General features: G+C 61.4%; 22 protein-coding genes. 13 read left to right on the top strand and 9 right to left on the bottom strand.

The genetic code is table 11. From position 1 onward, the window contains the following. Positions 1-37: 37 nt before the first annotated feature. The 5 genes from ACF8GB_RS05100 to trpE all read left to right on the top strand — a co-directional run bounded on the left by ACF8GB_RS05100 (position 38) and on the right by trpE (position 5,319). A complete protein-coding gene (locus ACF8GB_RS05100) occupies positions 38-1,285 on the top strand; it encodes an ABC transporter permease (protein ID WP_058639599.1) in 1,248 nt (415 codons plus the stop codon). Between the two features lie 11 nt (positions 1,286-1,296). Continuing rightward, complete coding sequence (locus ACF8GB_RS05095; protein WP_058603051.1) at positions 1,297-2,124, top strand: ABC transporter permease; 828 nt, start codon at positions 1,297-1,299, stop codon at positions 2,122-2,124. Between the two features lie 154 nt (positions 2,125-2,278). After that, positions 2,279-2,953 carry a ribulose-phosphate 3-epimerase gene (rpe, locus tag ACF8GB_RS05090; protein ID WP_058639616.1) on the top strand — a complete coding sequence of 225 codons (675 nt, stop codon included), beginning with the start codon at positions 2,279-2,281 and terminating at the stop codon, positions 2,951-2,953. Beyond that, positions 2,950-3,768 carry a phosphoglycolate phosphatase gene (locus ACF8GB_RS05085; RefSeq protein WP_027913641.1) on the top strand — a complete coding sequence of 273 codons (819 nt, stop codon included), beginning with the start codon at positions 2,950-2,952 and terminating at the stop codon, positions 3,766-3,768. Before rpe ends, ACF8GB_RS05085 begins: the two co-directional genes overlap by 4 nt. A 69-nt stretch (positions 3,769-3,837) precedes the next feature. Further along, complete coding sequence (trpE, locus tag ACF8GB_RS05080; RefSeq protein ID WP_392526657.1) at positions 3,838-5,319, top strand: anthranilate synthase component I; 1,482 nt, start codon at positions 3,838-3,840, stop codon at positions 5,317-5,319. Between the two features lie 186 nt (positions 5,320-5,505). On the opposite strand, the gene estP is transcribed toward trpE, so the two are convergent. Beyond that, positions 5,506-7,386, bottom strand: coding sequence for an esterase EstP (estP, locus tag ACF8GB_RS05075; protein ID WP_196127736.1), 1,881 nt, complete (start codon positions 7,384-7,386; stop codon positions 5,506-5,508). Positions 7,387-7,754: 368 nt separating this feature from the next. On the opposite strand from estP, the gene ACF8GB_RS05070 reads away from it, so the two are divergent. From ACF8GB_RS05070 to ACF8GB_RS05055, 4 genes are all read left to right on the top strand, one after another. Then, on the top strand, positions 7,755-8,348 hold the full coding sequence (locus ACF8GB_RS05070; protein WP_058639595.1) for an aminodeoxychorismate/anthranilate synthase component II: 594 nt from the start codon (positions 7,755-7,757) through the stop codon (positions 8,346-8,348). A gap of 9 nt (positions 8,349-8,357) precedes the next feature. Then, entirely contained in the window at positions 8,358-9,407 is a 1,050-nt protein-coding gene (gene trpD, locus ACF8GB_RS05065) for an anthranilate phosphoribosyltransferase (protein ID WP_145253911.1), read from the top strand. Next, the gene (trpC, locus tag ACF8GB_RS05060) at positions 9,404-10,237 is read left to right on the top strand and encodes an indole-3-glycerol phosphate synthase TrpC (protein ID WP_392526655.1); all 834 of its coding nucleotides are present in this window, start codon (positions 9,404-9,406) and stop codon (positions 10,235-10,237) included. The genes trpD and trpC overlap by 4 nt, the downstream gene beginning before the upstream one ends. Before the next feature lie 142 nt (positions 10,238-10,379). After that, positions 10,380-11,084 (top strand): lipoate--protein ligase family protein, encoded by a 705-nt coding sequence (locus ACF8GB_RS05055; RefSeq protein WP_196127735.1) that lies wholly within the window; start codon positions 10,380-10,382, stop codon positions 11,082-11,084. Here the strand turns inward: ACF8GB_RS05055 and crp are convergent. Next, the gene (gene crp / locus ACF8GB_RS05050) at positions 11,081-11,725 is read right to left on the bottom strand and encodes a cAMP-activated global transcriptional regulator CRP (RefSeq protein WP_023532600.1); all 645 of its coding nucleotides are present in this window, start codon (positions 11,723-11,725) and stop codon (positions 11,081-11,083) included. The genes ACF8GB_RS05055 and crp overlap by 4 nt on opposite strands. 187 nt (positions 11,726-11,912) lie before the next feature. Here crp and ACF8GB_RS05045 point away from each other — a divergent pair, with 187 nt between their 5' ends. Next, entirely contained in the window at positions 11,913-12,335 is a 423-nt protein-coding gene (locus tag ACF8GB_RS05045; RefSeq protein WP_023532673.1) for an OsmC family protein, read from the top strand. Between the two features lie 38 nt (positions 12,336-12,373). Here the strand turns inward: ACF8GB_RS05045 and ACF8GB_RS05040 are convergent, their stop codons facing one another. From ACF8GB_RS05040 to hemJ, 5 genes are all read right to left on the bottom strand, one after another. Beyond that, on the bottom strand, positions 12,374-13,414 hold the full coding sequence (locus ACF8GB_RS05040) for a DUF2157 domain-containing protein (RefSeq protein ID WP_392475054.1): 1,041 nt from the start codon (positions 13,412-13,414) through the stop codon (positions 12,374-12,376). 9 nt (positions 13,415-13,423) lie between these two features. Next, positions 13,424-14,071 carry a 2-polyprenyl-3-methyl-6-methoxy-1,4-benzoquinone monooxygenase gene (coq7, locus tag ACF8GB_RS05035; protein ID WP_058639589.1) on the bottom strand — a complete coding sequence of 216 codons (648 nt, stop codon included), beginning with the start codon at positions 14,069-14,071 and terminating at the stop codon, positions 13,424-13,426. A gap of 65 nt (positions 14,072-14,136) precedes the next feature. Further along, positions 14,137-14,475, bottom strand: a complete 339-nt coding sequence (locus ACF8GB_RS05030; RefSeq protein WP_058603062.1) for a histidine triad nucleotide-binding protein — start codon at positions 14,473-14,475, stop codon at positions 14,137-14,139. A gap of 64 nt (positions 14,476-14,539) precedes the next feature. After that, positions 14,540-15,322: an SDR family oxidoreductase gene (locus tag ACF8GB_RS05025; RefSeq protein WP_058639588.1), complete on the bottom strand. Its 783-nt coding sequence runs from the start codon at positions 15,320-15,322 to the stop codon at positions 14,540-14,542. 177 nt (positions 15,323-15,499) lie between these two features. Continuing rightward, complete coding sequence (gene hemJ, locus ACF8GB_RS05020) at positions 15,500-15,925, bottom strand: protoporphyrinogen oxidase HemJ (RefSeq protein WP_058639587.1); 426 nt, start codon at positions 15,923-15,925, stop codon at positions 15,500-15,502. A gap of 141 nt (positions 15,926-16,066) precedes the next feature. On the opposite strand from hemJ, the gene argC reads away from it, so the two are divergent. Beyond that, complete coding sequence (gene argC / locus ACF8GB_RS05015; RefSeq protein WP_058639586.1) at positions 16,067-17,101, top strand: N-acetyl-gamma-glutamyl-phosphate reductase; 1,035 nt, start codon at positions 16,067-16,069, stop codon at positions 17,099-17,101. Positions 17,102-17,231: 130 nt separating this feature from the next. Continuing rightward, on the top strand, positions 17,232-17,582 hold the full coding sequence (gene erpA / locus ACF8GB_RS05010) for an iron-sulfur cluster insertion protein ErpA (RefSeq protein WP_023532751.1): 351 nt from the start codon (positions 17,232-17,234) through the stop codon (positions 17,580-17,582). Between the two features lie 63 nt (positions 17,583-17,645). On the opposite strand, the gene ACF8GB_RS05005 is transcribed toward erpA, so the two are convergent. Together ACF8GB_RS05005 and ACF8GB_RS05000 are read right to left on the bottom strand one after the other, a co-directional pair. After that, positions 17,646-18,737, bottom strand: coding sequence for an anhydro-N-acetylmuramic acid kinase (locus tag ACF8GB_RS05005; protein WP_078479205.1), 1,092 nt, complete (start codon positions 18,735-18,737; stop codon positions 17,646-17,648). Positions 18,738-18,741: 4 nt separating this feature from the next. Then, positions 18,742-20,163: a peptidoglycan DD-metalloendopeptidase family protein gene (locus tag ACF8GB_RS05000; RefSeq protein WP_058603066.1), complete on the bottom strand. Its 1,422-nt coding sequence runs from the start codon at positions 20,161-20,163 to the stop codon at positions 18,742-18,744. 213 nt (positions 20,164-20,376) lie between these two features. Between ACF8GB_RS05000 and tyrS the strand changes: the two genes are divergently transcribed. Beyond that, a complete protein-coding gene (tyrS, locus tag ACF8GB_RS04995) occupies positions 20,377-21,576 on the top strand; it encodes a tyrosine--tRNA ligase (RefSeq protein ID WP_392526653.1) in 1,200 nt (399 codons plus the stop codon). Positions 21,577-21,678 lie beyond the last annotated feature (102 nt).

Below are 21,678 nucleotides of genomic sequence, written 5' to 3'. Positions count from 1 at the left end.
GGCGGCCCCTCTTTCAGTGTGTATCGTGGAGTTCGCCATGGCCATTGCAGTGCCCCTCAACGAAGGCGCCGGTCCTAATCTCAAACAGCGCCTTAAACACGCCGAGCGGGTCAACCGCTGGAAGGCCCAGGCGCTGATCGCGCCCCTGGCGCTGTTTCTGCTGCTGGTGTTCCTGGTGCCGATCGCAGCCTTGTTGTACAAGAGCGTCGGTAACCCGGAAGTGGTCGCCGGCTTGCCGCGCACGGTCGATATCATCACCCAGTGGGATGGCAAGGGCCTGCCGGGCGAGGACGTCTACAAGGCGTTGAGCCAGGACTTGGCCGAATCGCGCAAGAACCAGACCCTGGGTGACCTGTCCAAGCGCTTGAACATGGAGCTGGCCGGCTACCGCAGCCTGTTGGCCAAGACCGCACGGGCGCTGCCCTTCAAGGCCGAGCCTGTCTCCTACAAGGACGGCTTGCAGGCGCTGGACGAGCGCTGGGGCGACCCCGCCTATTGGCAGGCGATTCGCCGCAATACCAGTACCCTTACACCTTTCTACCTGTTGGCGTCGCTGGACCACCGTATCGACGACCTGGGCGAACTGGCCAAGGCCACGCCGGACCAGGCCATCTACCTGGATATTTTCACCCGCACCCTGTGGATGGGCGTGGTGATCACCGCCATTTGCCTGGTGCTGGCCTATCCGCTGGCTTACCTGCTGGCCAACCTGCCGACACGCCAGAGCAACCTGTTGATGATCCTGGTTCTGCTGCCGTTCTGGACCTCGATCCTGGTAAGGGTGGCCGCGTGGATCGTGCTGCTGCAGTCCGGCGGGTTGATCAACAGTGCGCTGATGGCCATGGGCATCATCGATCAGCCGCTGGAGCTGGTCTTCAACCGCACCGGCGTGTACATCTCGATGGTGCACATCCTGCTGCCCTTCATGATCCTGCCGTTGTACAGCGTGATGAAAGGTATTTCCCCGAGCTACATGCGCGCTGCCATTTCCCTGGGCTGCCATCCGTTCGCCAGCTTCTGGCGAGTGTACTTCCCGCAGACCTATGCCGGGGTAGGTGCCGGGTGCTTGCTGGTATTCATTCTGGCCATCGGCTACTACATCACGCCTGCGTTGCTTGGCAGCCCGAACGACCAGATGGTCAGTTATTTCGTGGCGTTCTACACCAACACCAGCATCAACTGGGGCATGGCCACCGCGCTGGGCGGTCTGCTGCTGCTGGCCACCGTGCTGCTGTACCTGATCTATAGCTGGCTGGTCGGCGCCAGCCGCCTGCGCCTGAGCTGAGGAGCCTTGTCATGCTGAGCCCTTACATGTCGCCCATCGAGCGGGTCTGGTTCTACAGCCTGCGTATTCTCTGTGGCCTGATATTGCTGTTTCTGATCCTGCCGGTGCTGGTGATCGTGCCCCTGTCGTTCAACAGCGGCAGCTTCCTGGTCTACCCGCTGCAAGGCTTCTCGCTGCAGTGGTACCAGGACTTCTTCGGCTCGGCCGAATGGATGCGGGCCTTGAAGAACAGTATCATCGTCGCCCCGGCGGCGACCGTGCTGGCCATGGTCTTCGGAACGCTGGCGGCCATCGGGCTGACCCGCGGTGATTTCCCCGGCAAGTCCCTGGTAATGGCCTTGGTGATATCACCGATGGTGGTGCCGGTGGTGATCATCGGCGTGGCCAGCTACCTGTTCTTCGCGCCCCTGGGCCTTGGCAACAGCTTTACCTCGCTGATTCTGGTGCACGCGGTGTTGGGTGTGCCGTTCGTGATCATCACCGTGTCGGCGACGCTGCAAGGCTTCAACTACAACCTGGTGCGCGCGGCTGCCAGCCTGGGTGCTTCGCCGCTGCTGGCGTTCCGCAAGGTGACTTTGCCGTTGATCGCGCCCGGCGTGATTTCCGGGGCGTTGTTTGCCTTCGCCACATCCTTCGACGAGGTGGTGGTGACCTTGTTTCTGGCCGGACCAGAGCAGGCGACCCTGCCACGGCAGATGTTCAGTGGCATTCGCGAGAACCTGAGCCCGACCATTGCGGCTGCGGCGACCCTGCTGATCGGTTTTTCGGTGGTGCTGCTGCTGACCCTGGAATGGCTACGGGGGCGCAGCGAGAAACTGCGCACCCAGCAGCCGGCCTGACAGCGCTGTCTGTGCTGGCTTGTCAGCCCGTGTGGCGACAGACAAGCCAGCGCTTGTTGCAGCCGCTGCTCGACATGCGTTGATACCAATCAGCCTTCACCGCTTTGCCTGAGTTACAATGCGCGCCACCGTGATTCTGCCCAACAGGTGCGCCATGCAGCCCTACGCTATTGCCCCCTCCATTCTTTCCGCCGACTTCGCCCGCCTGGGCCAGGAGGTCGACAATGTCCTGGCCGCAGGCGCCGATATCGTCCACTTCGACGTGATGGACAACCACTACGTCCCCAACCTGACCATCGGTCCCATGGTCTGCAGCGCGCTGCGCAAGTACGGCGTGACCGCGCCGATCGACGTGCACCTGATGGTCAGCCCCGTGGACCGCATCATCGGCGACTTCATCGAGGCCGGCGCTACCTACATCACCTTCCACCCGGAAGCGACCCAGCACATCGACCGTTCGCTGCAACTGATCAAGGACGGCGGCTGCAAGGCCGGCTTGGTGTTCAACCCGGCCACCAGCCTGGACGTCCTGAAATACGTGATGGACAAGGTCGACATGGTGCTGCTGATGAGCGTCAACCCAGGCTTCGGTGGCCAGAAATTCATTCCGGGCACGCTCGACAAGCTGCGTGAGGCGCGCGCGCTGATCGACGCCAGCGGCCGCGACATTCGTCTGGAAATCGACGGTGGTGTGAACGTGAAGAACATCCGTGAGATCGCCGCCGCCGGTGCCGATACCTTCGTGGCCGGGTCGGCGATCTTCAACGCCCCCGACTACCAGCAGGTCATCGCCCAGATGCGCAGCGAACTGGCACAGGCGCGCCCATGAGCGGCTTCGAGCAGCTGTTCCCAGGAGCGCTGCCCAGGCTGGTGATGTTCGATCTGGATGGCACTTTGGTCGACTCCGTCCCGGACCTGGCCGCAGCGGTGGACCGCATGCTGCTCGAACTCGGCCGACCCGCCGCTGGCCTCGATGCCGTGCGCCAGTGGGTGGGCAATGGCGCGCAGGTGCTGGTACGCCGTGCTCTGGCGGGTGATATCGATCACGCCGGGGTGGACGATGCCCTGGCCGAACAGGCCTTGGCGCTGTTCATGGACGCCTACGCCGAAAGTCACGACCTGACAGTCGTGTACCCAGGCGTGCAGGACACCTTGCGCTGGCTGCGCAAGCGCGGTGTGGAAATGGCCTTGATCACCAACAAGCCGGAGCGCTTCGTGGGGCCTTTGCTGGACCAGATGAAGCTGGGCAGCTATTTCCGCTGGATCATCGGCGGAGACACCCTGGCTCAGAAGAAGCCGGATCCAGCGGCGTTGCTGTTCGTGATGCAGATGGCCGGCGTGACCCCGCAGCAAGCGTTGTTCGTCGGCGATTCGCGCAGCGACGTGTTGGCAGCCAAGGCAGCTGGCGTGCAATGCGTCGGGCTGACCTATGGCTACAACCACGGGCGGCCCATCGAAGAGGAATCGCCCAGCCTTGTGATCGATGACCTGCGGGCTTTGTTGCCCGGTTGCGTAGACCCTGCCACTGGGATAACGTTGGCGGACCTTCAAGCCTCAGACCAAAAAGGGTCAAACGTGGCGGTTACCGGCAAATTCTGGATGAAAGTCATCAAGGCCCTGGCCCGATGGCGTTGGCGCGCCTGACGCCTGCCTGCCGGCGTGTGCCGGCCCATCCGTTTGCCCGAACCAATGCTGTTTGCCACGAGGCTACTCATGATCCGCGAAGAATTCCTGCGCCTGGCCGCTGCCGGCTATAACCGCATCCCCCTGGCCTGCGAAACCCTGGCCGACTTCGATACGCCCCTGTCGATCTACCTGAAACTGGCTGACCAGCCCAATTCCTACCTGCTCGAATCGGTGCAGGGCGGCGAGAAATGGGGGCGGTACTCGATGATTGGTCTGCCGTCGCGGACCGTGCTGCGTGTGCATGGCTACCACGTGTCCATCCTGCAGGACGGCGTCGAGGTCGAAAGCCATGACGTCGAGGACCCCCTGGCGTTCGTCGAAACCTTCAAGCAGCGCTACAACGTGGCCGACGTTCCGGGCCTGCCGCGCTTCAACGGTGGACTGGTCGGCTATTTCGGGTATGACTGCGTGCGTTACGTTGAAAAACGTTTGGGCGCGAGCCCCAACCCGGACCCTCTCGGGGTGCCGGACATCCTGCTGATGGTCTCCGATGCCGTGGTGGTGTTCGACAACCTCGCTGGCAAGATGCACGCCATCGTGCTGGTTGACCCTGCCCAGGAACAGGCCTATGAGCAAGGCCAGGCGCGCCTGCAAAGCCTGCTCGAAACGCTGCGCCAACCCATCACGCCACGCCGCGGGCTTGATCTGAGCGGGCCTCAGGCAGTCGAGCCTGCATTCCGGTCGAGCTACACGCGTGACGATTATGAGCATGCCGTCGGTCGTATCAAGGAATACATCCTGGCCGGTGACTGCATGCAGGTGGTGCCGTCGCAGCGCATGTCCATCGACTTCAAGGCAGCACCCATCGACCTCTACCGCGCCTTGCGTTGCTTCAACCCGACGCCGTACATGTATTTCTTCAACTTTGGGGACTTTCATGTCGTCGGCAGCTCGCCCGAAGTGCTGGTGCGGGTCGAGGACAACCTGGTCACGGTGCGACCCATCGCCGGTACACGGCCACGCGGTGCGACGGAGGAGGCCGATCGCGCGCTGGAAGACGATTTGCTGTCGGACGACAAGGAAATTGCAGAGCACCTGATGCTGATCGACCTGGGGCGTAACGACGTCGGCCGCGTATCGTCCACAGGCAGTGTGCGCCTGACCGAGAAGATGGTGATCGAGCGTTATTCCAATGTCATGCACATCGTTTCCAACGTCACCGGCCAGTTGCGCGAAGGGTTGACGGCGATGGATGCACTGCGGGCCATCCTGCCTGCCGGTACGTTGTCCGGGGCGCCCAAGATCCGTGCGATGGAGATCATCGATGAGCTCGAACCGGTCAAGCGCGGGGTTTATGGCGGTGCAGTGGGGTACTTCGCCTGGAACGGCAACATGGATACGGCGATCGCCATCCGTACGGCTGTGATCAAGGATGGAGAGCTGCACGTACAGGCCGGCGGTGGCATTGTTGCCGATTCGGTGCCAGCGCTGGAGTGGGAAGAAACCATCAACAAGCGTCGGGCCATGTTCCGTGCGGTGGCGTTGGCCGAACAGACCACTGCTCGGTAGGTGGCGGTTGCCTGAGCGGTGACGCAGTCCAAGCCCCTGTATGAGCGTAATGCTGTTCACTTAAGATCGTTGGGGCCGTTTCACGGCCCATCGCGGCACGAGGCCGCTCCTACACTGACCTGTAGGAGCGGTCTTGTGCCGCGATGGGCCGCGAAGCGGCCCCGTTGATTTCAGGCTGGCCCTTTGCTAGAAATCCACGCTAACGGCAAGGCTCATACCTTGTTGCTTGAGCTCATCGCTCTTGCGCCAGTTGTAGCCGGCACGCACATTCACCCCTGCCACCACTTCATGGCTGACCCCAAGGCTCGCTCGGGTCAAGTTGCTATGGGGGGTATAGCCGTCGAGCGTGAAATCATTGGCTGGCAAAGCGGTGAAGTTCAGGCGTACGTCCTGCTGGTCATGCTCGAACTCGTGCTCCTGAGCCACCTCGGCAAATACTCGGGTAGCAGGCAATACCTGCACGCTACCCAGCAGGCCCAGGCCCAGCCGTCGTGACGTGCGCTCCTGGTCATCGAACCCCAGCGCCGTCGCGCGACCGCTCCTTTCGTCATAGCCATCGATCTTGACCCTGGCATAGTCAGCGCTCAGGAATGGCGCCAGCTGCCAGCGGGCACTTTCCGGCGCCAGGTTATAGCCCAGTCGGCCAGACACGGCCCATGTTTCGCCCTGGGTATCGCCTTTTTCACTGCGCTCGCTCACCCCCAGCGCGAAGGTGCGTTTCAGATCGTCATAATCCAGGTGCCCGACGGTCAATGCCGCATCTGCCCACCAGCGGTGCTGGCGGTACTGCGCAAAGACACTGGCCAGGTAGCTGTCGAGTGTGTAGTCCGAATCATGGCTGCCCACTTCCAGCTTCTGCCGGTACACGCCGCCAGCCAGCCCCAGCCGCCAGGCATCGTCGACCCGGTAGCTACCGCCGACAGTCAGGTTGTAACCGTGGCCGTCACCGTTGGCGGCGCTGCGTTGCCCGCCGAAGTCCAGGTCTTGCGCACCAGCGGCGATGAAAGGCTGCCACTGACCGACCGCTTGCCAAGGGGCCTGCCATTGGTTGCGCAGTTCATCCTGATGAGCGCTGACGCTGGCGTGGGCCATTTCGGGAAGCAGGGTAAGCTCCCAAGGGGCGGCCAGAACGGAGTAGGCGTAATCGGCGATCAGTTGCTGGCCAGCAATGGTCGGGTGCACGGGGTCGTTGAACAATAGCTTCGTGGGGTCTGGCGTGATGCCGTTGACGCCATACACGGGGTTGCCGACGCAGCTTTCGCCGCTATAGCACGTACCGACCAGGTTCTGGTCGCTGGCCAGTCCGAACTGAGCGGGGTGGGCCAGGGCCTCGCTCAGCAACAGTGGGACATTCAGGGGGATGACCTGAGCGTCGATTTGCCTGAGTTGGCTGACCAGTGCCTGGTTAAAGGCACCGGACAGCAACGACAGGGAATTTTGCTGCGCCGTACCGCTGAAGTTGGGCGTCTGGCCAAGATCAGGCAACAGCCAAACCATGATGTAACGGGCACCACCCTGTTGCAGGGCCTGAGCACTGGCGGCCAGGCGTGCACCGGCAGCCACGGCGTCGGCTGGGCTGTTGACCAAACCCTGCAGGAAGTCGTTGCCGCCGCCTGTCACGTAATAAAGTGCATTGGGATCGGCGCGAAGGCCCGTAGCCAGATAGCCAGGCTTTTCCCGAAGCACCAGGCCCGCGCCTAGGCGCCCCGGTGGGATGACCGTGCTGGAGGTGGTGGTGATGGAGTCCAGGATCTGCTTGGTGGTATAGCCGCCAACCGCCCAGTTGTTGCCATCGGGCAGGCCCAGCGCCGCATTGACCGGCGATGTGGAAGGCCCAAGCGCATTGGCGCCCAGGCCCAGGCGAGCGCCCAGGATCATCGGCGACACAGGTGCATAGCTGCCATCGGCATTGCGGTTGGTGAAGCGAAGGCCTGCGAACTGGCCGGCGTCGCTCAGGCTATCACCGAATACGATCAATGAAGCGTACGGGTCAGCAGATGCAAATGCCTGGCCGCAGGCCAATGCCAGTGAGGCGGCGGTGACGCGCAATAACGGTACGTTGAGCATCGAGAAACATCCTTTTCTTTGTTTTTATCAGGACAACTTCATCGACCTTAGCAAAACGCCGCGCATCGCACCTGATGCCATTCGTTTCCCAGTGTTTACGGGCATATTGCGCCCGCCGCCCCGGTAGGCTACTGTGCCGAGACGTATGAGCGAGACCTACCCTGTGTTGATCGTCAGCAAACTCTTGATGCGCGTTATCAAGGCCCACGCCCGTTGGCGTTGGCGCGCCTGACTTTATCCTCTGCCGGTCCGTCCGGCCCGCCCCTGTTTGCCTTCCTGTCTCAACGTCTTTAGCGGCAAAGTTGCGCCTGCGACAGGTACAGGAAGGTTCGAATCATGAAGTCAGTAGGTTCAAGAGGTTTCATCCGATGTTACTGATGATCGACAATTACGACTCATTCACTTACAACGTCGTCCAGTACCTGGGCGAGTTAGGGGCTGATGTGCGGGTCATTCGCAATGACGAAATGACCATTGCCCAGATCGAAGCCCTCGCGCCGGAGCGCATCGTCGTTTCGCCTGGGCCCTGTACACCGAGCGAAGCCGGTGTGTCTATCGAAGCCATTCTTCATTTCGCCGGTAAACTGCCGATTCTGGGCGTGTGCTTGGGCCATCAGTCCATCGGCCAGGCGTTCGGTGGCGATGTCGTGCGTGCACGCCAGGTGATGCACGGTAAGACGAGCCCCGTCCACCATCGCGACCTTGGCGTATTCAGCGGCCTGAATAATCCGGTGACCGTGACCCGCTACCATTCGCTGGTGATCAAGCGCCAGACGCTGCCGGAGTGCCTGGAAGTGACGGCCTGGACCGCACATGAAGATGGCTCGGTCGACGAGATCATGGGTGTACGGCACAAGACGTTGAATATCGAGGGCGTGCAATTTCACCCCGAGTCGATACTCACCGAGCAGGGCCATGAACTGTTCGCCAATTTCCTCCAGCAGACTGGCGGCCACCGCTAAGGAACGAATATGGATATCAAGAGCGCGCTGGGTCGCATTGTCGGCCATCTGGACCTTTCCACCGATGAAATGCGCGGCGTGATGCGCCAGATCATGACCGGCCAATGCAGTGAAGCGCAGATTGGCGCATTTCTGATGGGCATGCGCATGAAAAGTGAAAGCATCGACGAAATCGTTGGCGCGGTGTCGGTCATGCGGGAGTTGGCTGACAAGGTCGAGCTGAACACCCTTGATGGGGTGGTCGACATCGTGGGTACCGGGGGCGATGGTGCCAATATCTTCAACGTGTCTACCGCATCCGCTTTTGTACTGGCCGCTGCCGGCTGTACCGTCGCCAAACATGGGAACCGGGCGGTGTCCGGCAAAAGTGGCAGCGCAGACCTGCTCGAAGCGGCTGGCATCTACCTGAACCTGACGCCCGTTCAGGTGGCCCGCTGCATCGACAGCCTGGGTATCGGCTTCATGTTCGCCCAGAGCCACCACAGCGCCATGAAACATGCCGCTGGGCCGCGTCGCGATCTAGGGCTCAGGACCTTGTTCAACATGCTTGGCCCGCTTACGAATCCGGCCGGTGTGAAGCATCAGGTGGTTGGGGTGTTCACCCAGGCGCTCTGCCGTCCTCTGGCCGAGGTGCTGCACCGCCTGGGCAGCAAGCATGTGCTGGTGGTGCATTCCAAGGATGGACTGGACGAGTTCAGCCTGGCAGCGCCCACCTTCGTGGCTGAATTGAAAAATGGCGAGATTTCCGAGTACTGGGTTGAACCGGAAGACTTGGGCATGAAGAGCCAGAGCCTTCATGGCCTGGCGGTCGAGGACCCGCAAGCGTCCCTGGCGCTGATTCGTGATGCGCTGGGTCGACGCAAGACCGAGAACGGCCAGAAGGCCGCCGAGATGATCGTGCTCAATGCCGGTGCAGCCCTATATGCCGCAGATCACGCCATGAGCCTGAAGGCCGGCGTTGAACTTGCCCACGACGTGCTGCACACCGGGTTGGCCTGGGAGAAACTGCAGGAGCTGGGTGCGTTTACGGCCGTATTCAAGGTGGAGAATGAAGCATGAGCGTGCCAACGGTGCTGGAAAAGATCATCGCCCGCAAGTTCGAGGAAGTGGCCGAGCGCAGTGCTCGCGTAAGCCTTGCCGAACTTGAGCAGTTGGCCAAGGCGGCCGACGCGCCCCGTGGTTTCGCCAACGCCATGCTGCGTCAGGCCGGGCGCAAGCAGCCAGCGGTGATCGCTGAAATCAAGAAGGCCTCCCCTAGCAAAGGTGTGATCCGGGAGCATTTCGTCCCTGCAGACATTGCCGTGAGCTACGAGAAAGGCGGCGCAACTTGCCTGTCGGTGTTAACGGATGTCGATTATTTTCAGGGGGCGGACGACTACCTCAAAGAGGCGCGAGCAGCCGTGTCGCTGCCGGTGATCCGCAAGGACTTCATGGTCGACCCTTATCAAATCGTCGAGGCCCGTGCTCTGGGCGCAGATTGCGTGCTGCTGATCGTGTCGGCGCTCGACGATGTGAAAATGGCCGAGCTGGCGGCCACGGCCAAGTCGGTCGGGCTCGATGTGCTGGTGGAGGTGCACGATGGTGCTGAGCTTGAGCGCGCACTCAAGACGCTGGACACGCCATTGGTGGGGGTCAACAACCGTAACCTTCATACCTTCGAAGTGAACCTGGAGGCCACGCTGGACCTGCTGCCACGTATCCCCGCGGATCGGCTCGCCATTACCGAGAGCGGCATCCTCAATCAGGCCGATGTGCAGCTGATGAAGATCAACCGCGTCTATTCATTCCTGGTGGGTGAGGCATTCATGCGGGCTGAGAACCCGGGGCTCGAGCTCCAGCGCTTGTTCTTCCCTGATCAAGTGAAAAAGACCATTCAGCAACTGGACTGAATGAACCAAGCCGGCCATGTCGCCGGCTTTTTCATGGTTGCCATCTGGCTCAGGGGCGCTTTCGCCCTGATGCCTGTCGTGCAGAGGCTGTGACGCTAACGGTAGTGGCCACAGGCTGCGTAACTCAATCGAAGGTGAATCAATGACTGACCAGCCCCTGGCCCTTACCGTCGAGCAAGGGCTGCTTGCCGAACAGGACCTGCTGGCCGCCGTTTGCCGGGGCGAGCGCGATAACGGTGTGTTGTTCTGGCGCCCCACTGACCAAGCGCTGGTGATGCCTCGCAGGATGAGCCGGCTGGAGCACTTTGAAGCGGCGAGTGCGCAATTGGCTGGCGCTGGCTGGCCAGTGCTGCTGCGCGAAACTGGCGGCGAACCTGTACCTCAGTCCCATTCGACGGTAAATATCGCCCTGGTCTATGCGGCCCCGCGCAGTGAGGGTGATCAAGGGCGTATCGAAAAAGCCTACCAGCGCTTGTGCCTGCCACTGTGCGAGGTGCTGCAGGAGTGGGGAGGTGTCGCCTCGGTGGGCGAGATCGAGGGTGCATTCTGCGATGGCCGGTACAACGTCAACCTCAATGGCCGCAAGTTGGTGGGGACCGCCCAGCGCTGGCGCCAGGCCGCCGCAGGCAAAGGCCCAGTGGTGCTGGTGCATGGGGCATTGCTGCTGGATAACGACCGGGAGGCAATGGTAGCTGCCGTCAACCACTTCAATATGTGCTGCAACCTTGAACAGCGATGCCGCGCCGATGCACACATCGCCTTGCATGAGGTAGCACCGACGGCACCGTGGTTCGCACGGCTATCCCAAGCGTACGCGCAGGTGCTGGCTGAGGTGCCCGTCAGCTAGCGCGTGCCATGTACCACCATGGTCTTGCCCTTGACCTGGACCAGGCTGCGTTCTTCCAGGTCCTTCAGGACGCGGCCGACCATTTCCCGTGAACAACCGACGATTCGCCCGATTTCCTGACGGGTGATCTTGATCTGCATGCCGTCTGGATGGGTCATGGCGTCGGGCTGCTTGCACAAGTCGAGCAAGCACCGCGCAACTCGGCCGGTGACATCGAAGAAGGCCAGGTCCCCAACCTTGCGGGTAGTGTCGCGCAGGCGCTGGGCCATCTGGCTGCTGACGGCGTAGAGCATGTCCGGCTCGTGTCGTACCAGTTCGCGGAACTTGTCGTAGCTGATTTCCGCCACTTCGCACTCAGTCTTGGCCCGAACCCAGGCGCTACGATGCTGCTGCGCCTCAACCGGTTCGAACAGCCCTAGCTCACCGAAGAAGTCACCGCTGTTGAGGTAGGCGATGATCATTTCATGGCCATTTTCGTCTTCGATGAGGATGGTGACCGACCCCTTGATGATGAACGACAATGTCTGCGCGCGTTCACCTGCACTGATGATGTTGCTCTTGGCGCTGTAGCGCCGGCGTTGGCAGTGCACCAGCAATTTGTCGATGTTCTTGATCTTTGGGGGTAGGGCAGAGGCTGCCATCGCGAAATCCTGTTCTGTGCAGTCCATGGGCGTCCATGGCTGTTGGCTGGAAAAACGCCATTCGATTGGCGCCAGCTTATCAGACACTACAAAATGTTTCGGCATTAAAGCGCCTCCTTACATACTTTTCCCACAGCGGCACAACGACTAAGCTGACACCCTTTTTGCGAATTCAGGAGTTCGGGTGATGAAGGCACGTATCCAGTGGGCCGGTGAGGCAATGTTCCTTGGCGAGTCCGGCAGCGGCCACGTCGTGGTAATGGATGGCCCACCCGAGGCCGGCGGCCGCAACCTGGGCGTCAGGCCGATGGAAATGCTGTTGCTGGGCCTGGGCGGTTGCAGCAGTTTCGATGTGGTCAGCATCCTGAAAAAGTCGCGCCAGGCGGTGGAGAGCTGCGAAGCGTTTCTCGAGGCCGAGCGGGCAGGCGAGGATCCAAAGGTATTTACCAAGATCCACATGAATTTCGTGGTTAAGGGCCGCGGATTGAAAGAGGCCCAGGTCAAGCGTGCCGTCGAGCTTTCGGCCGAAAAATACTGCTCGGCGTCGATCATGCTTGAGCGTGCCGGGGTTGAAATCACCCATGGCTACGAGATCGTGGAACTGGGTTGAGCAACGGGTGCGAGCTGCGCGGCGCGTGCCGGCGGCGCTTAATGGCGCAGTGCTGGCAGTGTCGCGTATAGCCAGCCTGGTAGTGCGCTTCTGACCGACTGGCTCAACGCCTCCCGGTGTTTTTGGTAAAGCAGGCCCAGCCCTATGACGCCCAGGCCGATCAAGCTGACCAACACCGGGAACAGCAGGGATTGGGCAAATACGTCATACGCCAGGTACCCCAGGTAGGCGGTAACGCCAAGTGCCCCGAACACCATGAAGACGGACCGGCGCAGCAACACTGCCACCCCCATGAGCACAAGGTTTATCAGGCAGTAGGTGGCTTTCCCCCATTCACTGCCGCTGTCGAGCATCGTCAACCCACCCCAGAAGGCTGCAAGGCCGGCCAGATAGCCCCAGTGGGCATAGTCTTGCCGCGTCCTGCCATCGACTACCAGAAACACCAGCAAGGTCGCCAACCCGAACCACAGAGATACCACTCGGCGTTGTTCCCAACTAAATGGCGCGCCGAATACCCACTCGGTAAGGTCCATCGACATGAACCACAGGGCAACGGCAATGGGCATGACGATAAATGGGTAGGGGACAAGGCGGAGCATCGCCACACCTGCAACAACGGTGGCGGCCTCCATGGCCAGCCAACCGCCCTGTACATGGGTGTAGTACTGGTGGTAATCGGCTCGCACGTCATCGAGCGGCCACCAACCGAGCAACCGCTCCAGCGCGAAGACCGCCAGTGGCACGATACTGACCGCGGCTGCGGCCAGTACGCCGGCCGCAATGGGTTGCTTGCGCTTTTGAAGAATGAGTGCGACCAGGGTCAGCAACCCGATGTAGGCACTGGCCACGGCCAGCAACGCGGTGTCGCCGATGCGTAGCCATGCCTCGTTGAGCAGCCAGCCCATGGCCCCCATGACCAGCAGCGCGCCGAAGTAGAACGCGCTGTGGGCCAGTTGAAGGCTGCCCGTCGCCTCTTGACGCTGGTTGAGAAAGGCTTGCAAGGCCTGGTCCTGGCCTGGCTGGAGAATCCCCGCCTCGACCGCTCGCGCCAGATCCTTGGCATCGAAACGTGTTGTCATGGCGAGCCTTCAGATGCGATAGGTGCTCTTGGTCATGACCTTGGCCAGCAGGCTCATGCCAAAACGCACAGGCGCAGGGAAGCGGTAGCCACCGGCTTGCAGTGCCGTATCGGCGTGCTGTTCTTCGTCGACGCGCATCTGCTCGAGGATGGCTCGGGATTTTTCATCTTCAGTAGGGATCTGTACCAGGTGCTCGTCCAGGTGCTTGCAGACTTGGTGCTCCGTCGCTGCCACGAAGCCCAGGCTCACCTTGTCGCTCACCAGCCCGGCAAAAGCGCCGATGCCGAATGACATACCGTAGAACAGCGGGTTCAGGACGCTGGGGTGGCTGTTGAGTTGACGGATGCGTTGTTCGCACCAGGCCAGATGATCGATTTCCTCTTCCGCAGCGCGCTCCATGGCCTTGCGCACTGACGGCAGTTTGGCCGTCAAGGCCTGGCCTTGATAAAGCGCCTGGGCGCAGACTTCACCGGTGTGGTTTATGCGCATCAGCCCTGCCACGTGACGTGCCTGCCGATCTTCGAGTTCGACGGCGGGCTTGACGATGGCCGGGGACGGACGAGAGGGTTGGCCGCTGAACGGCAGCAAGGTGCGCATGGCAGTGTCGGCCTGCAGCAACAAGCGGTCGAGCGGGGAATAGTGACGTTCGGTAGCCATCGGGCACCTCCGCAAGAATGTGCCCGACAGTCTAACCCAATCGCGCTCGAGTCGCTTGCGGTGGATCAGCCCGGTGGCCAGTTCATCTGGCGTTGGCCGAGCACGTGCATGTGAATGTGGTAGACCGTCTGCCCACCTTGTTCATTGCAGTTCATGACCACGCGAAAGCCTTCCTCGCAGCCCAGTTCCCTGGCCAGACGCTGGGCCGTGAACAGAATGTGCCCAGCCAGGCCCTTGTCTTCTTCGGTCAGGTCGTTGAGGGTGCGGATGTGCTTTTTCGGAATGACCAGAAAATGCACCGGGGCCTGGGGGGCGATGTCGTGAAATGCCAGAACCTGGTCATCTTCGTAGATGATCTTCGCCGGGATCTCCCGGTTAATGATCTTGAGGAATAAATCGTCCACAGCACTTGCTCCATGGTGAGGGTCCGGGCCGAGTGTACTCAGGCCGAAGCCGCTCGCCCAGCGACTATTCCATACCGACTGGACAATAACGCCGGTGAATCACACCTGCCAGCTTGCGCACCAACCCGTTCGGCAGCAGGCGCGGGGCGAACGCCAGCCAGCGATTGCGTCGCCCCGGCAGAATCAAGGCGCGGTTGCGGGCGAGCGCGCGAACGGTGTACAGCGCCACTTCCTCGGGGCTGAGGCAGCGGCTTTTGCCTTCGAGCCGGGCGATGTGGCGCCGTGGGGAATGCACCGGCCCCGGGCACAGCACGCAGACCTTGATGCCTGTGGGTTTGAGCTCTTCGCGCAGGGCCTGGGAAAAATTCATCACGTATGCCTTGCTGGCGGCATAGGTGGCCATCCATGGCCCGGGGGCCACGCCGGCCAGCCCGGCAACGTTGAGGATCTGGCCGCCGCCCTGTACCGCCATCAGATTGCCGATGGCATGACACAAGCGGCTCAGTGCCAGCACGTTGACTTCGAGCAGGTCCTGTTCGTCGGCCCATTCATGGGCCAGGAATGGGCCGTAGGTGCGCTGACCGGCGCAGTTGACCAGCAAATCGATGCGCCGCTCGCCTTCTTCCAGCTCGAGGACGAACCCTGACAGCCTAAGCGGTTGGCTCAGATCGCACGCACGCAACAGCACTTCGACGCCGAAACGCTGGGCAAGCTCGATGGCGACCGGCTCCAGGGTTTCACGGTGGCGTGCGACCAGGATCAGGTTGCGCCCGCGCCGTGCCAGGGCCTCCGCCAGGGCCAGGCCCAAGCCGGTGGAAGCGCCGGTGATCATGGCGTAACGGGTCATGCAGGGCTCCTGGGGCCGAAGAGGGCATCTAGTGTACAGCTTGGCGGTGGCGGATGCTGCGTTTTGCTGGGCCGCCCAAGCCTGGGAGTGCGCCGCTGCGTGGGCTGTCAGTGGCGCTTACGACGATCGGCGAGTAGCTTTGCACCGTCCTGGCAGCCCCAGTGCTGGGCACCATTCTCAGAACGGTTTGACCACCACCAGGATAACGACCGCCAGCAGGATCAGAACAGGTACCTCGTTGAACCAGCGATAGTAGACATGGCTGCGGGTGTTGGTGCCGGCGGCGAAGCGTTTGCGCTGGGCCCCGCACACATGGTGGTAGCCGGTCAGCAGAAGCACCAGTGTCAGCTTGGCGTGCAGCCAGCCCTGGCTCAGCCACCCCGGTGTGAGGTAGAGCATCCAGGCGCCGAACACATACGTGGCGATCATCGCCGGGTTCATGATGCCTCGGTACAGCTTGCGTTCCATGGTCACGAACCGGTCCTGGCTGGTGCTGTCCTGGCTCTGGGCATGGTAGACGAACAGCCGTGGCAAGTAGAACAGGCCGGCGAACCAGCATACGACGCTGACGATGTGCAGCGCTTTGATCCATAGGTAGAGCATCGGGGCATTCCTTCAGGTATTCACGGTCGTCAGATAGTAGTGCCCAGGCGCCCTCAGGGACACCTGAAGTGTTGTGACAGACGCATCACGCCCCTATCATCGTGCGTTTTCCAGACGGCTCGTTGATAAGGGGCAAGCGTTATGATCAAGGTCGGTATCGTCGGCGGCACGGGTTACACCGGCGTCGAACTGTTGCGTCTGCTGGCTCAGCACCCACAGGCCGAGGTAGCGGTCATCACCTCGCGCTCGGAAGCCGGTGTGGCGGTGGCCGACATGTATCCGAACCTGCGCGGCCATTACGACGGCCTTGCATTCAGCGTGCCTGACAGCAAGACCCTGGGCGCGTGTGATGTGGTGTTTTTTGCCACCCCCCATGGTGTCGCTCATGCCCTGGCGGGCGAACTCCTGGCGGCGGGCACCAAGGTCATCGACCTGTCGGCCGACTTCCGCCTGCAGGACGCAGTGGAGTGGGCCAAGTGGTACGGCCAGCCTCACGGCGCGCCTGATCTGCTCGACGATGCCGTGTACGGTTTGCCCGAGGTCAACCGCGACAAGATCCGCCAGGCGCGCCTGATCGCGGTTCCGGGCTGCTACCCAACCGCCACTCAACTGGGTTTCCTGCCGTTGCTCGAAGCTGGCTTGGCCGACGCGTCGCGCTTGATCGCCGACTGCAAGTCCGGTGTCAGCGGTGCCGGACGGGGTGCGGCTGTCGGGTCGCTGTTCTGTGAGGCCGGTGAGAGCATGAAAGCCTACGCGGTCAAGGGGCATCGTCACCTTCCGGAAATCAGCCAGGGCCTGCGTCTAGCTGCGGGCAAGGACATTGGTCTGACCTTCGTCCCTCACCTGACGCCGATGATCCGCGGCATCCATGCCACCTTGTATGCGACTGTCGCCGACACATCGGTCGACCTCCAGACGCTTTACGAGAAGCGCTACGCCAACGAACCCTTCGTGGACGTGATGCCCGCCGGTAGCCACCCCGAAACCCGCAGCGTGCGCGGCGCCAACGTCTGCCGCATTGCTGTTCATCGTCCACAAGGGAGTGATCTGGTCGTGGTGTTGTCGGTCATCGACAACCTGGTCAAAGGCGCTTCCGGGCAGGCCGTGCAGAACATGAACATCGTGTTCGGGCTTGATGAGCGCATGGGGCTGAGCCATGCCGGCCTGTTACCGTAAGCTGACGAGGGCTTACGGCGAGCTGTGCTGATCGCGACCTGCCCGTCGCCTATTGTTGACCGATTTTCTCGGGAAAGCGGATAATGGCCGTCATCGAGTTTTATGACGGCCGTCGGCCGGGAGAATCAACATGAGCGTCGAAACCTTCACCCCTACGGTTTTGGAATTTACCCACGGTGCTGCGCTGAAGGTGAAGAACCTGGTTTCCGAAGAGGGCAATGACCGCCTGAAGCTGCGTGTATTCGTCACCGGTGGCGGTTGCTCGGGTTTCCAGTATGGCTTCACGTTCGATGAGGAAGTGGCCGACGACGATACCATCGTGGAGCGCGAGGGGGTCTCGCTGGTAGTGGACCCGATGAGCTTCCAGTACCTGGCCGGTGCCGAAGTGGATTACCAGGAGGGCCTGGAAGGCTCGCGCTTCATTATCAAGAACCCCAATGCTGCCACCACCTGTGGCTGTGGCTCTTCGTTCTCGATCTGAAGCCTTGCCTTCGTCAAAACGCCGCGCTTAAGCGCGGCGTTTTTCGTTGGGCAGGTCAATGGCTCAGGCCGGATAGATGGCGCCCAGAACACGCAGGCCTTTGGCGGCCGTTACGCTGGGACGGTTGGCAGGGATGCCCTCAAGGCAGCAATGCGCCAGCCAGGCGAACGCCATGGCCTCAACCCAATCAGGGTCTACCCCCTGTTCGGCTGTGCTGGATACCTTCACGCCAGGCAGGCCTATTGCAAGACGAGCCATCAAGGCGCCATTGTGTGCGCCACCCCCGCATACCAGAAGGGTCCTGGTGCCCTGCTGTGCGGTGTTCAGCGAATCGATGATGCTTTGGGCGCTGACTTCCAGCAGCGTTGCCTGGACGTCCTCGTCGCGGTAGGCAGGCAGCGCAGCGAGATGGCTGTCCAGCCAGCGCAGGTTGAAGACTTCACGGCCTGTACTCTTGGGCCCACTGCCGGCAAAGAATGGGTCGGCCATGAGGGAGGTCAGCAGGGCAGGTTGCACTGCCCCACACGCCGCCCAGGCGCCGTTGGCATCGTATGCCTGGCCGCGTTTGCGCTCGATCCAGGCGTCCATCAGGACATTGCCCGGTCCGCAATCGAAGCCTCGGACCGGCTTGTCTTTGGCAATCAGGCTGAGGTTGCTGAAACCGCCCACGTTCAGAATGGCCAGCGGCTGTTCGAGATGGCCGAACAGCGTTTCGTGGAACGCCGGGACGAGCGGCGCGCCCTGACCGCCGGCCGCTACGTCACGGCGACGAAAGTCGGCCACGACCGTGATGCCTGACAGTTCAGCCAGGAGCGCCGGATTGCCGATCTGCACGGTGAAGCCTCGGGCAGGCTCATGGCGAATGGTCTGGCCATGGCTGCCGATAGCGCGAATGTCTTTGGGCTGCAAGGCATGGTGGTCGAGCAAATCCAGTATGCCTCGGGCTGCCAAGGCCGCCCACAGGTTTTCAGCGAGGGCGACCCGCGCTACTTCATCCGGCCCAGAAGTACACAGGTCAAGCAGCGCTTGCCGCAGTTCAGTTGGCATGGGCAGATAATGGGTGGCGAGCAGTTCGATGTGCTCGCCTTGCTCGATCAGGGCGATGTCCAGCCCATCCAGGCTGGTCCCTGACATCACACCTAGGTAAAGGCCCATGGGCTCACCGTTTGTTCATGGCAAGTAGCGTGGCTTTTTCCTGGTCCATGCGTGCGATCAGCGGCTGGCTTTGCTGCAGGAAACGCTGGCGCTCGTTCTTGGCGATCGGATCGGACATCGGCACTTTCTGGCTCAGCGGGTCAACATGCACGCCGTTGACCTGGAACTCGTAGTGCAGGTGGGGACCGGTGGAAAGGCCGGTGGTCCCGATATAGCCGATGATCTGGCCCTGCTTGACCGAGCCCCCGGTCTTGATGCCCTTGGCAAAGCCTTGCATGTGACCGTACAAGGTCTTGTACCGATTGCCGTGCTGGATGATCACCGTATTGCCGTAGCCGCCGCGCCGGCCGGCCAGCTCGATACGGCCATCACCCGCGGCCTTGATGGGCGTGCCTCGCGGTGCTGCATAGTCCACCCCCTTGTGGGCGCGGATCTTGTTGAGAATCGGGTGCTTGCGCCCGGCAGAGAAGCGGGAGCTGATGCGCGCGAAATCCACGGGTGTGCGGATGAAGGCTTTGCGCAGGCTGTTGCCATCGGCCGTGTAGTAGCTGGTGTTGCCTTGCTTGTTGGTATAGCGCACTGCCGTGTAGGTCTTGCCGCGGTTGGTGAAGCGCGCCGAGAGGATATTACCGGTGCCGACCACTTTGCCGTCCATTACCTTCTGCTCATAGACCACGTCGAACTCGTCACCTTGGCGAATATCCTGGGCGAAGTCGATGTCGTAGCCCAGCACCTTGGCCATGTCCATGGTCAGGCTGTGGGACAACCCGGCGCGTTGTGCCGATGCCGAGAGCGAGCTCTTGATGACGCCATGGGCGTAGGCGGTGCGCACTACGGGTTTGCTGATTTCACGGTTGAAGGTGTAGCCCTTGGCCGTCTTGGTCAGGCGAATGGTTTCGAGGCTGCCGACCTTACTGTGCAAGCTGGCCAGCTGGCCTTGCTTGTCCAATTCGAACTGCAGGACCTGGCCATGCTTGAGCTGGCTGAACTGCTTGGCTTGCTTGCTGCTGGCAAGAATGTCGTGGACGGCATTGGCCGGCAGGCCGACCTTGGCGAACAGCGTTGACAAGGTATCTCCGCTTGCGACGGTGACTTCCCGGTGGGCAGGGTCTTTCGCGGGCTGTGCGGCGGCTTCGGCCGGCGGAGTTTGCTGTTCGGCTTTCTGGGTGGAGGCAGCCGCCTCATCGATCTGCGCAAACGGCGAGCCTTGCTCACCGGCTGCCTGCACCAGTGGCGCCGCGCGGGATTCGTCTTTCAGCTGCTCGGCTGGGGTTTCCAGCTCGAGGTTGAGGGTGGTTTTCTTGGCTTCCACGTCGCTGGATGGGAACACCAGCAATGCCAGGCTAAGCAGGGCGGCAATGCCGCTGGCGGCCAACAGGTGTGTTTTCGGATAAAGCGGAGGCGCTTTAGGCGGTTCGTTGGTCATGGGTAAGGAGACTTTGAAAAAGGTGAAATGGAATAGATGAATGACATGATGAAGATGAAATAACTGTATAAAATATAACCAAAACCATTTTCACGCAAGGGCGCGTAGACGCTGCGCACACGCCCCCAGGTCACATTCCTTTGCAAAACTTGTATTTGACGGCCGATCTTGTATGGTTGGCTCCCCCTGAATCTGAGCCTTGCGGGTTTGTCTATGAAGTCGGTTGAAGAGCAGCTGGCGCTTATTAAGCGCGGTGCGGAAGAAGTACTGGTGGAGTCCGAGCTGGTTGAAAAACTCAAGCGTGGTCAGCCCTTGCGCATCAAGGCCGGTTTCGACCCTACCGCTCCTGACCTTCATCTCGGTCACACGGTACTGATCAACAAGCTGCGCCAGTTCCAGGAGTTGGGGCATACCGTGGTGTTCCTGATCGGTGACTTCACTGGCATGATCGGCGACCCCAGTGGCAAGAGCGCCACACGCCCGCCATTGACCCGTGAGCAGGTGCTGGACAATGCCGAGACCTATAAGCAGCAGGTCTTCAAGATTCTCGACCCAGCCAGGACCGAGGTCGCGTTCAATTCCACCTGGATGGACATGCTGACACCCGCCGACTTCATCCGTCTGGCATCGCAGTACACGGTTGCCCGTATGCTGGAGCGCGACGATTTCGACAAGCGCTACACCACTAATCAACCCATCGCCATTCATGAATTCCTCTACCCGCTGGTGCAGGGCTATGACTCTGTCGCGCTCAAGGCGGATGTCGAGCTGGGCGGTACCGACCAGAAGTTCAACCTGTTGATGGGGCGTGAACTGCAGCGTGCCTACGGTCAGGAAGCTCAGAGTATCGTGACCATGCCCCTGCTCGAAGGGCTTGATGGCGTCAAGAAGATGTCCAAGTCGCTGGGTAATTATGTCGGCATCCAGGAGGCGCCTGGTGTGATGTACAGCAAGCTGGTGTCGATTCCGGACACCCTGATGTGGCGTTACTTCGAGTTGCTGAGCTTCCGTTCCATGGAGGACATCGATCAGCTTCGCGTGGATGTAGCCAATGGGGCGAACCCGCGGGACATCAAGATCCAGCTGGCGGAGGAGATCGTGGCGCGTTTCCATGGTGAGGAGGCCGCAGCCAACGCTCATCGCGCCGCTGGGAATCGTATGAAGGACGGCGAGTTGCCGGAAGACTTGCCCGAGATCGAAGTGCTTGCCGCCGAGCCGCTGCCCATTGCTGCGGTGCTCAACCGTGCCGGTCTGGTCAAGAACTCGGCGCAGGCGCGGGATCTATTGGGGAGTGGGGCTGTGAAGGTCGATGGCGCCGTAGTTGACCGTGATTTTGTGGTTGCACTGGGCGCGACCCATATCTGCCAGGCAGGTAAGAAGTCGTTCGCACGCGTCACGCTCAAGGCAGAGTAAGGCATTCGCTGCGCCTACTCTCTATAAGCGGGGGGGGGGGGGGGCGAAGGGCCTCCCCCCGCTTTGCTTTTGATTTACATGAAATTAAAGGTTGACGCGGTG

The sequence above is a fragment of the Pseudomonas sp. xss_4 genome, assembly GCF_043104125.1.
GTDB classification, from domain to species: Bacteria; Pseudomonadota; Gammaproteobacteria; order Pseudomonadales; family Pseudomonadaceae; genus Aquipseudomonas; species Aquipseudomonas parafulva_B.
This window is presented reverse-complemented; position numbering and strand designations above follow the sequence as displayed.

Coding starts and splice junctions, on each gene's coding strand:
- ACF8GB_RS05100 (WP_058639599.1), top strand. CDS start 38: ATGGCCATTGCAGTGCCCCTCAACGAAGGCGCCGGTCCTAATCTCAAA.
- ACF8GB_RS05095 (WP_058603051.1), top strand. CDS start 1,297: ATGCTGAGCCCTTACATGTCGCCCATCGAGCGGGTCTGGTTCTACAGC.
- rpe (WP_058639616.1), top strand. CDS start 2,279: ATGCAGCCCTACGCTATTGCCCCCTCCATTCTTTCCGCCGACTTCGCC.
- ACF8GB_RS05085 (WP_027913641.1), top strand. CDS start 2,950: ATGAGCGGCTTCGAGCAGCTGTTCCCAGGAGCGCTGCCCAGGCTGGTG.
- trpE (WP_392526657.1), top strand. CDS start 3,838: ATGATCCGCGAAGAATTCCTGCGCCTGGCCGCTGCCGGCTATAACCGC.
- estP (WP_196127736.1), bottom strand. CDS start 7,386: ATGCTCAACGTACCGTTATTGCGCGTCACCGCCGCCTCACTGGCATTG.
- ACF8GB_RS05070 (WP_058639595.1), top strand. CDS start 7,755: ATGTTACTGATGATCGACAATTACGACTCATTCACTTACAACGTCGTC.
- trpD (WP_145253911.1), top strand. CDS start 8,358: ATGGATATCAAGAGCGCGCTGGGTCGCATTGTCGGCCATCTGGACCTT.
- trpC (WP_392526655.1), top strand. CDS start 9,404: ATGAGCGTGCCAACGGTGCTGGAAAAGATCATCGCCCGCAAGTTCGAG.
- ACF8GB_RS05055 (WP_196127735.1), top strand. CDS start 10,380: ATGACTGACCAGCCCCTGGCCCTTACCGTCGAGCAAGGGCTGCTTGCC.
- crp (WP_023532600.1), bottom strand. CDS start 11,725: ATGGCAGCCTCTGCCCTACCCCCAAAGATCAAGAACATCGACAAATTG.
- ACF8GB_RS05045 (WP_023532673.1), top strand. CDS start 11,913: ATGAAGGCACGTATCCAGTGGGCCGGTGAGGCAATGTTCCTTGGCGAG.
- ACF8GB_RS05040 (WP_392475054.1), bottom strand. CDS start 13,414: ATGACAACACGTTTCGATGCCAAGGATCTGGCGCGAGCGGTCGAGGCG.
- coq7 (WP_058639589.1), bottom strand. CDS start 14,071: ATGGCTACCGAACGTCACTATTCCCCGCTCGACCGCTTGTTGCTGCAG.
- ACF8GB_RS05025 (WP_058639588.1), bottom strand. CDS start 15,322: ATGACCCGTTACGCCATGATCACCGGCGCTTCCACCGGCTTGGGCCTG.
- hemJ (WP_058639587.1), bottom strand. CDS start 15,925: ATGCTCTACCTATGGATCAAAGCGCTGCACATCGTCAGCGTCGTATGC.
- argC (WP_058639586.1), top strand. CDS start 16,067: ATGATCAAGGTCGGTATCGTCGGCGGCACGGGTTACACCGGCGTCGAA.
- erpA (WP_023532751.1), top strand. CDS start 17,232: ATGAGCGTCGAAACCTTCACCCCTACGGTTTTGGAATTTACCCACGGT.
- ACF8GB_RS05005 (WP_078479205.1), bottom strand. CDS start 18,737: ATGGGCCTTTACCTAGGTGTGATGTCAGGGACCAGCCTGGATGGGCTG.
- ACF8GB_RS05000 (WP_058603066.1), bottom strand. CDS start 20,163: ATGACCAACGAACCGCCTAAAGCGCCTCCGCTTTATCCGAAAACACAC.
- tyrS (WP_392526653.1), top strand. CDS start 20,377: ATGAAGTCGGTTGAAGAGCAGCTGGCGCTTATTAAGCGCGGTGCGGAA.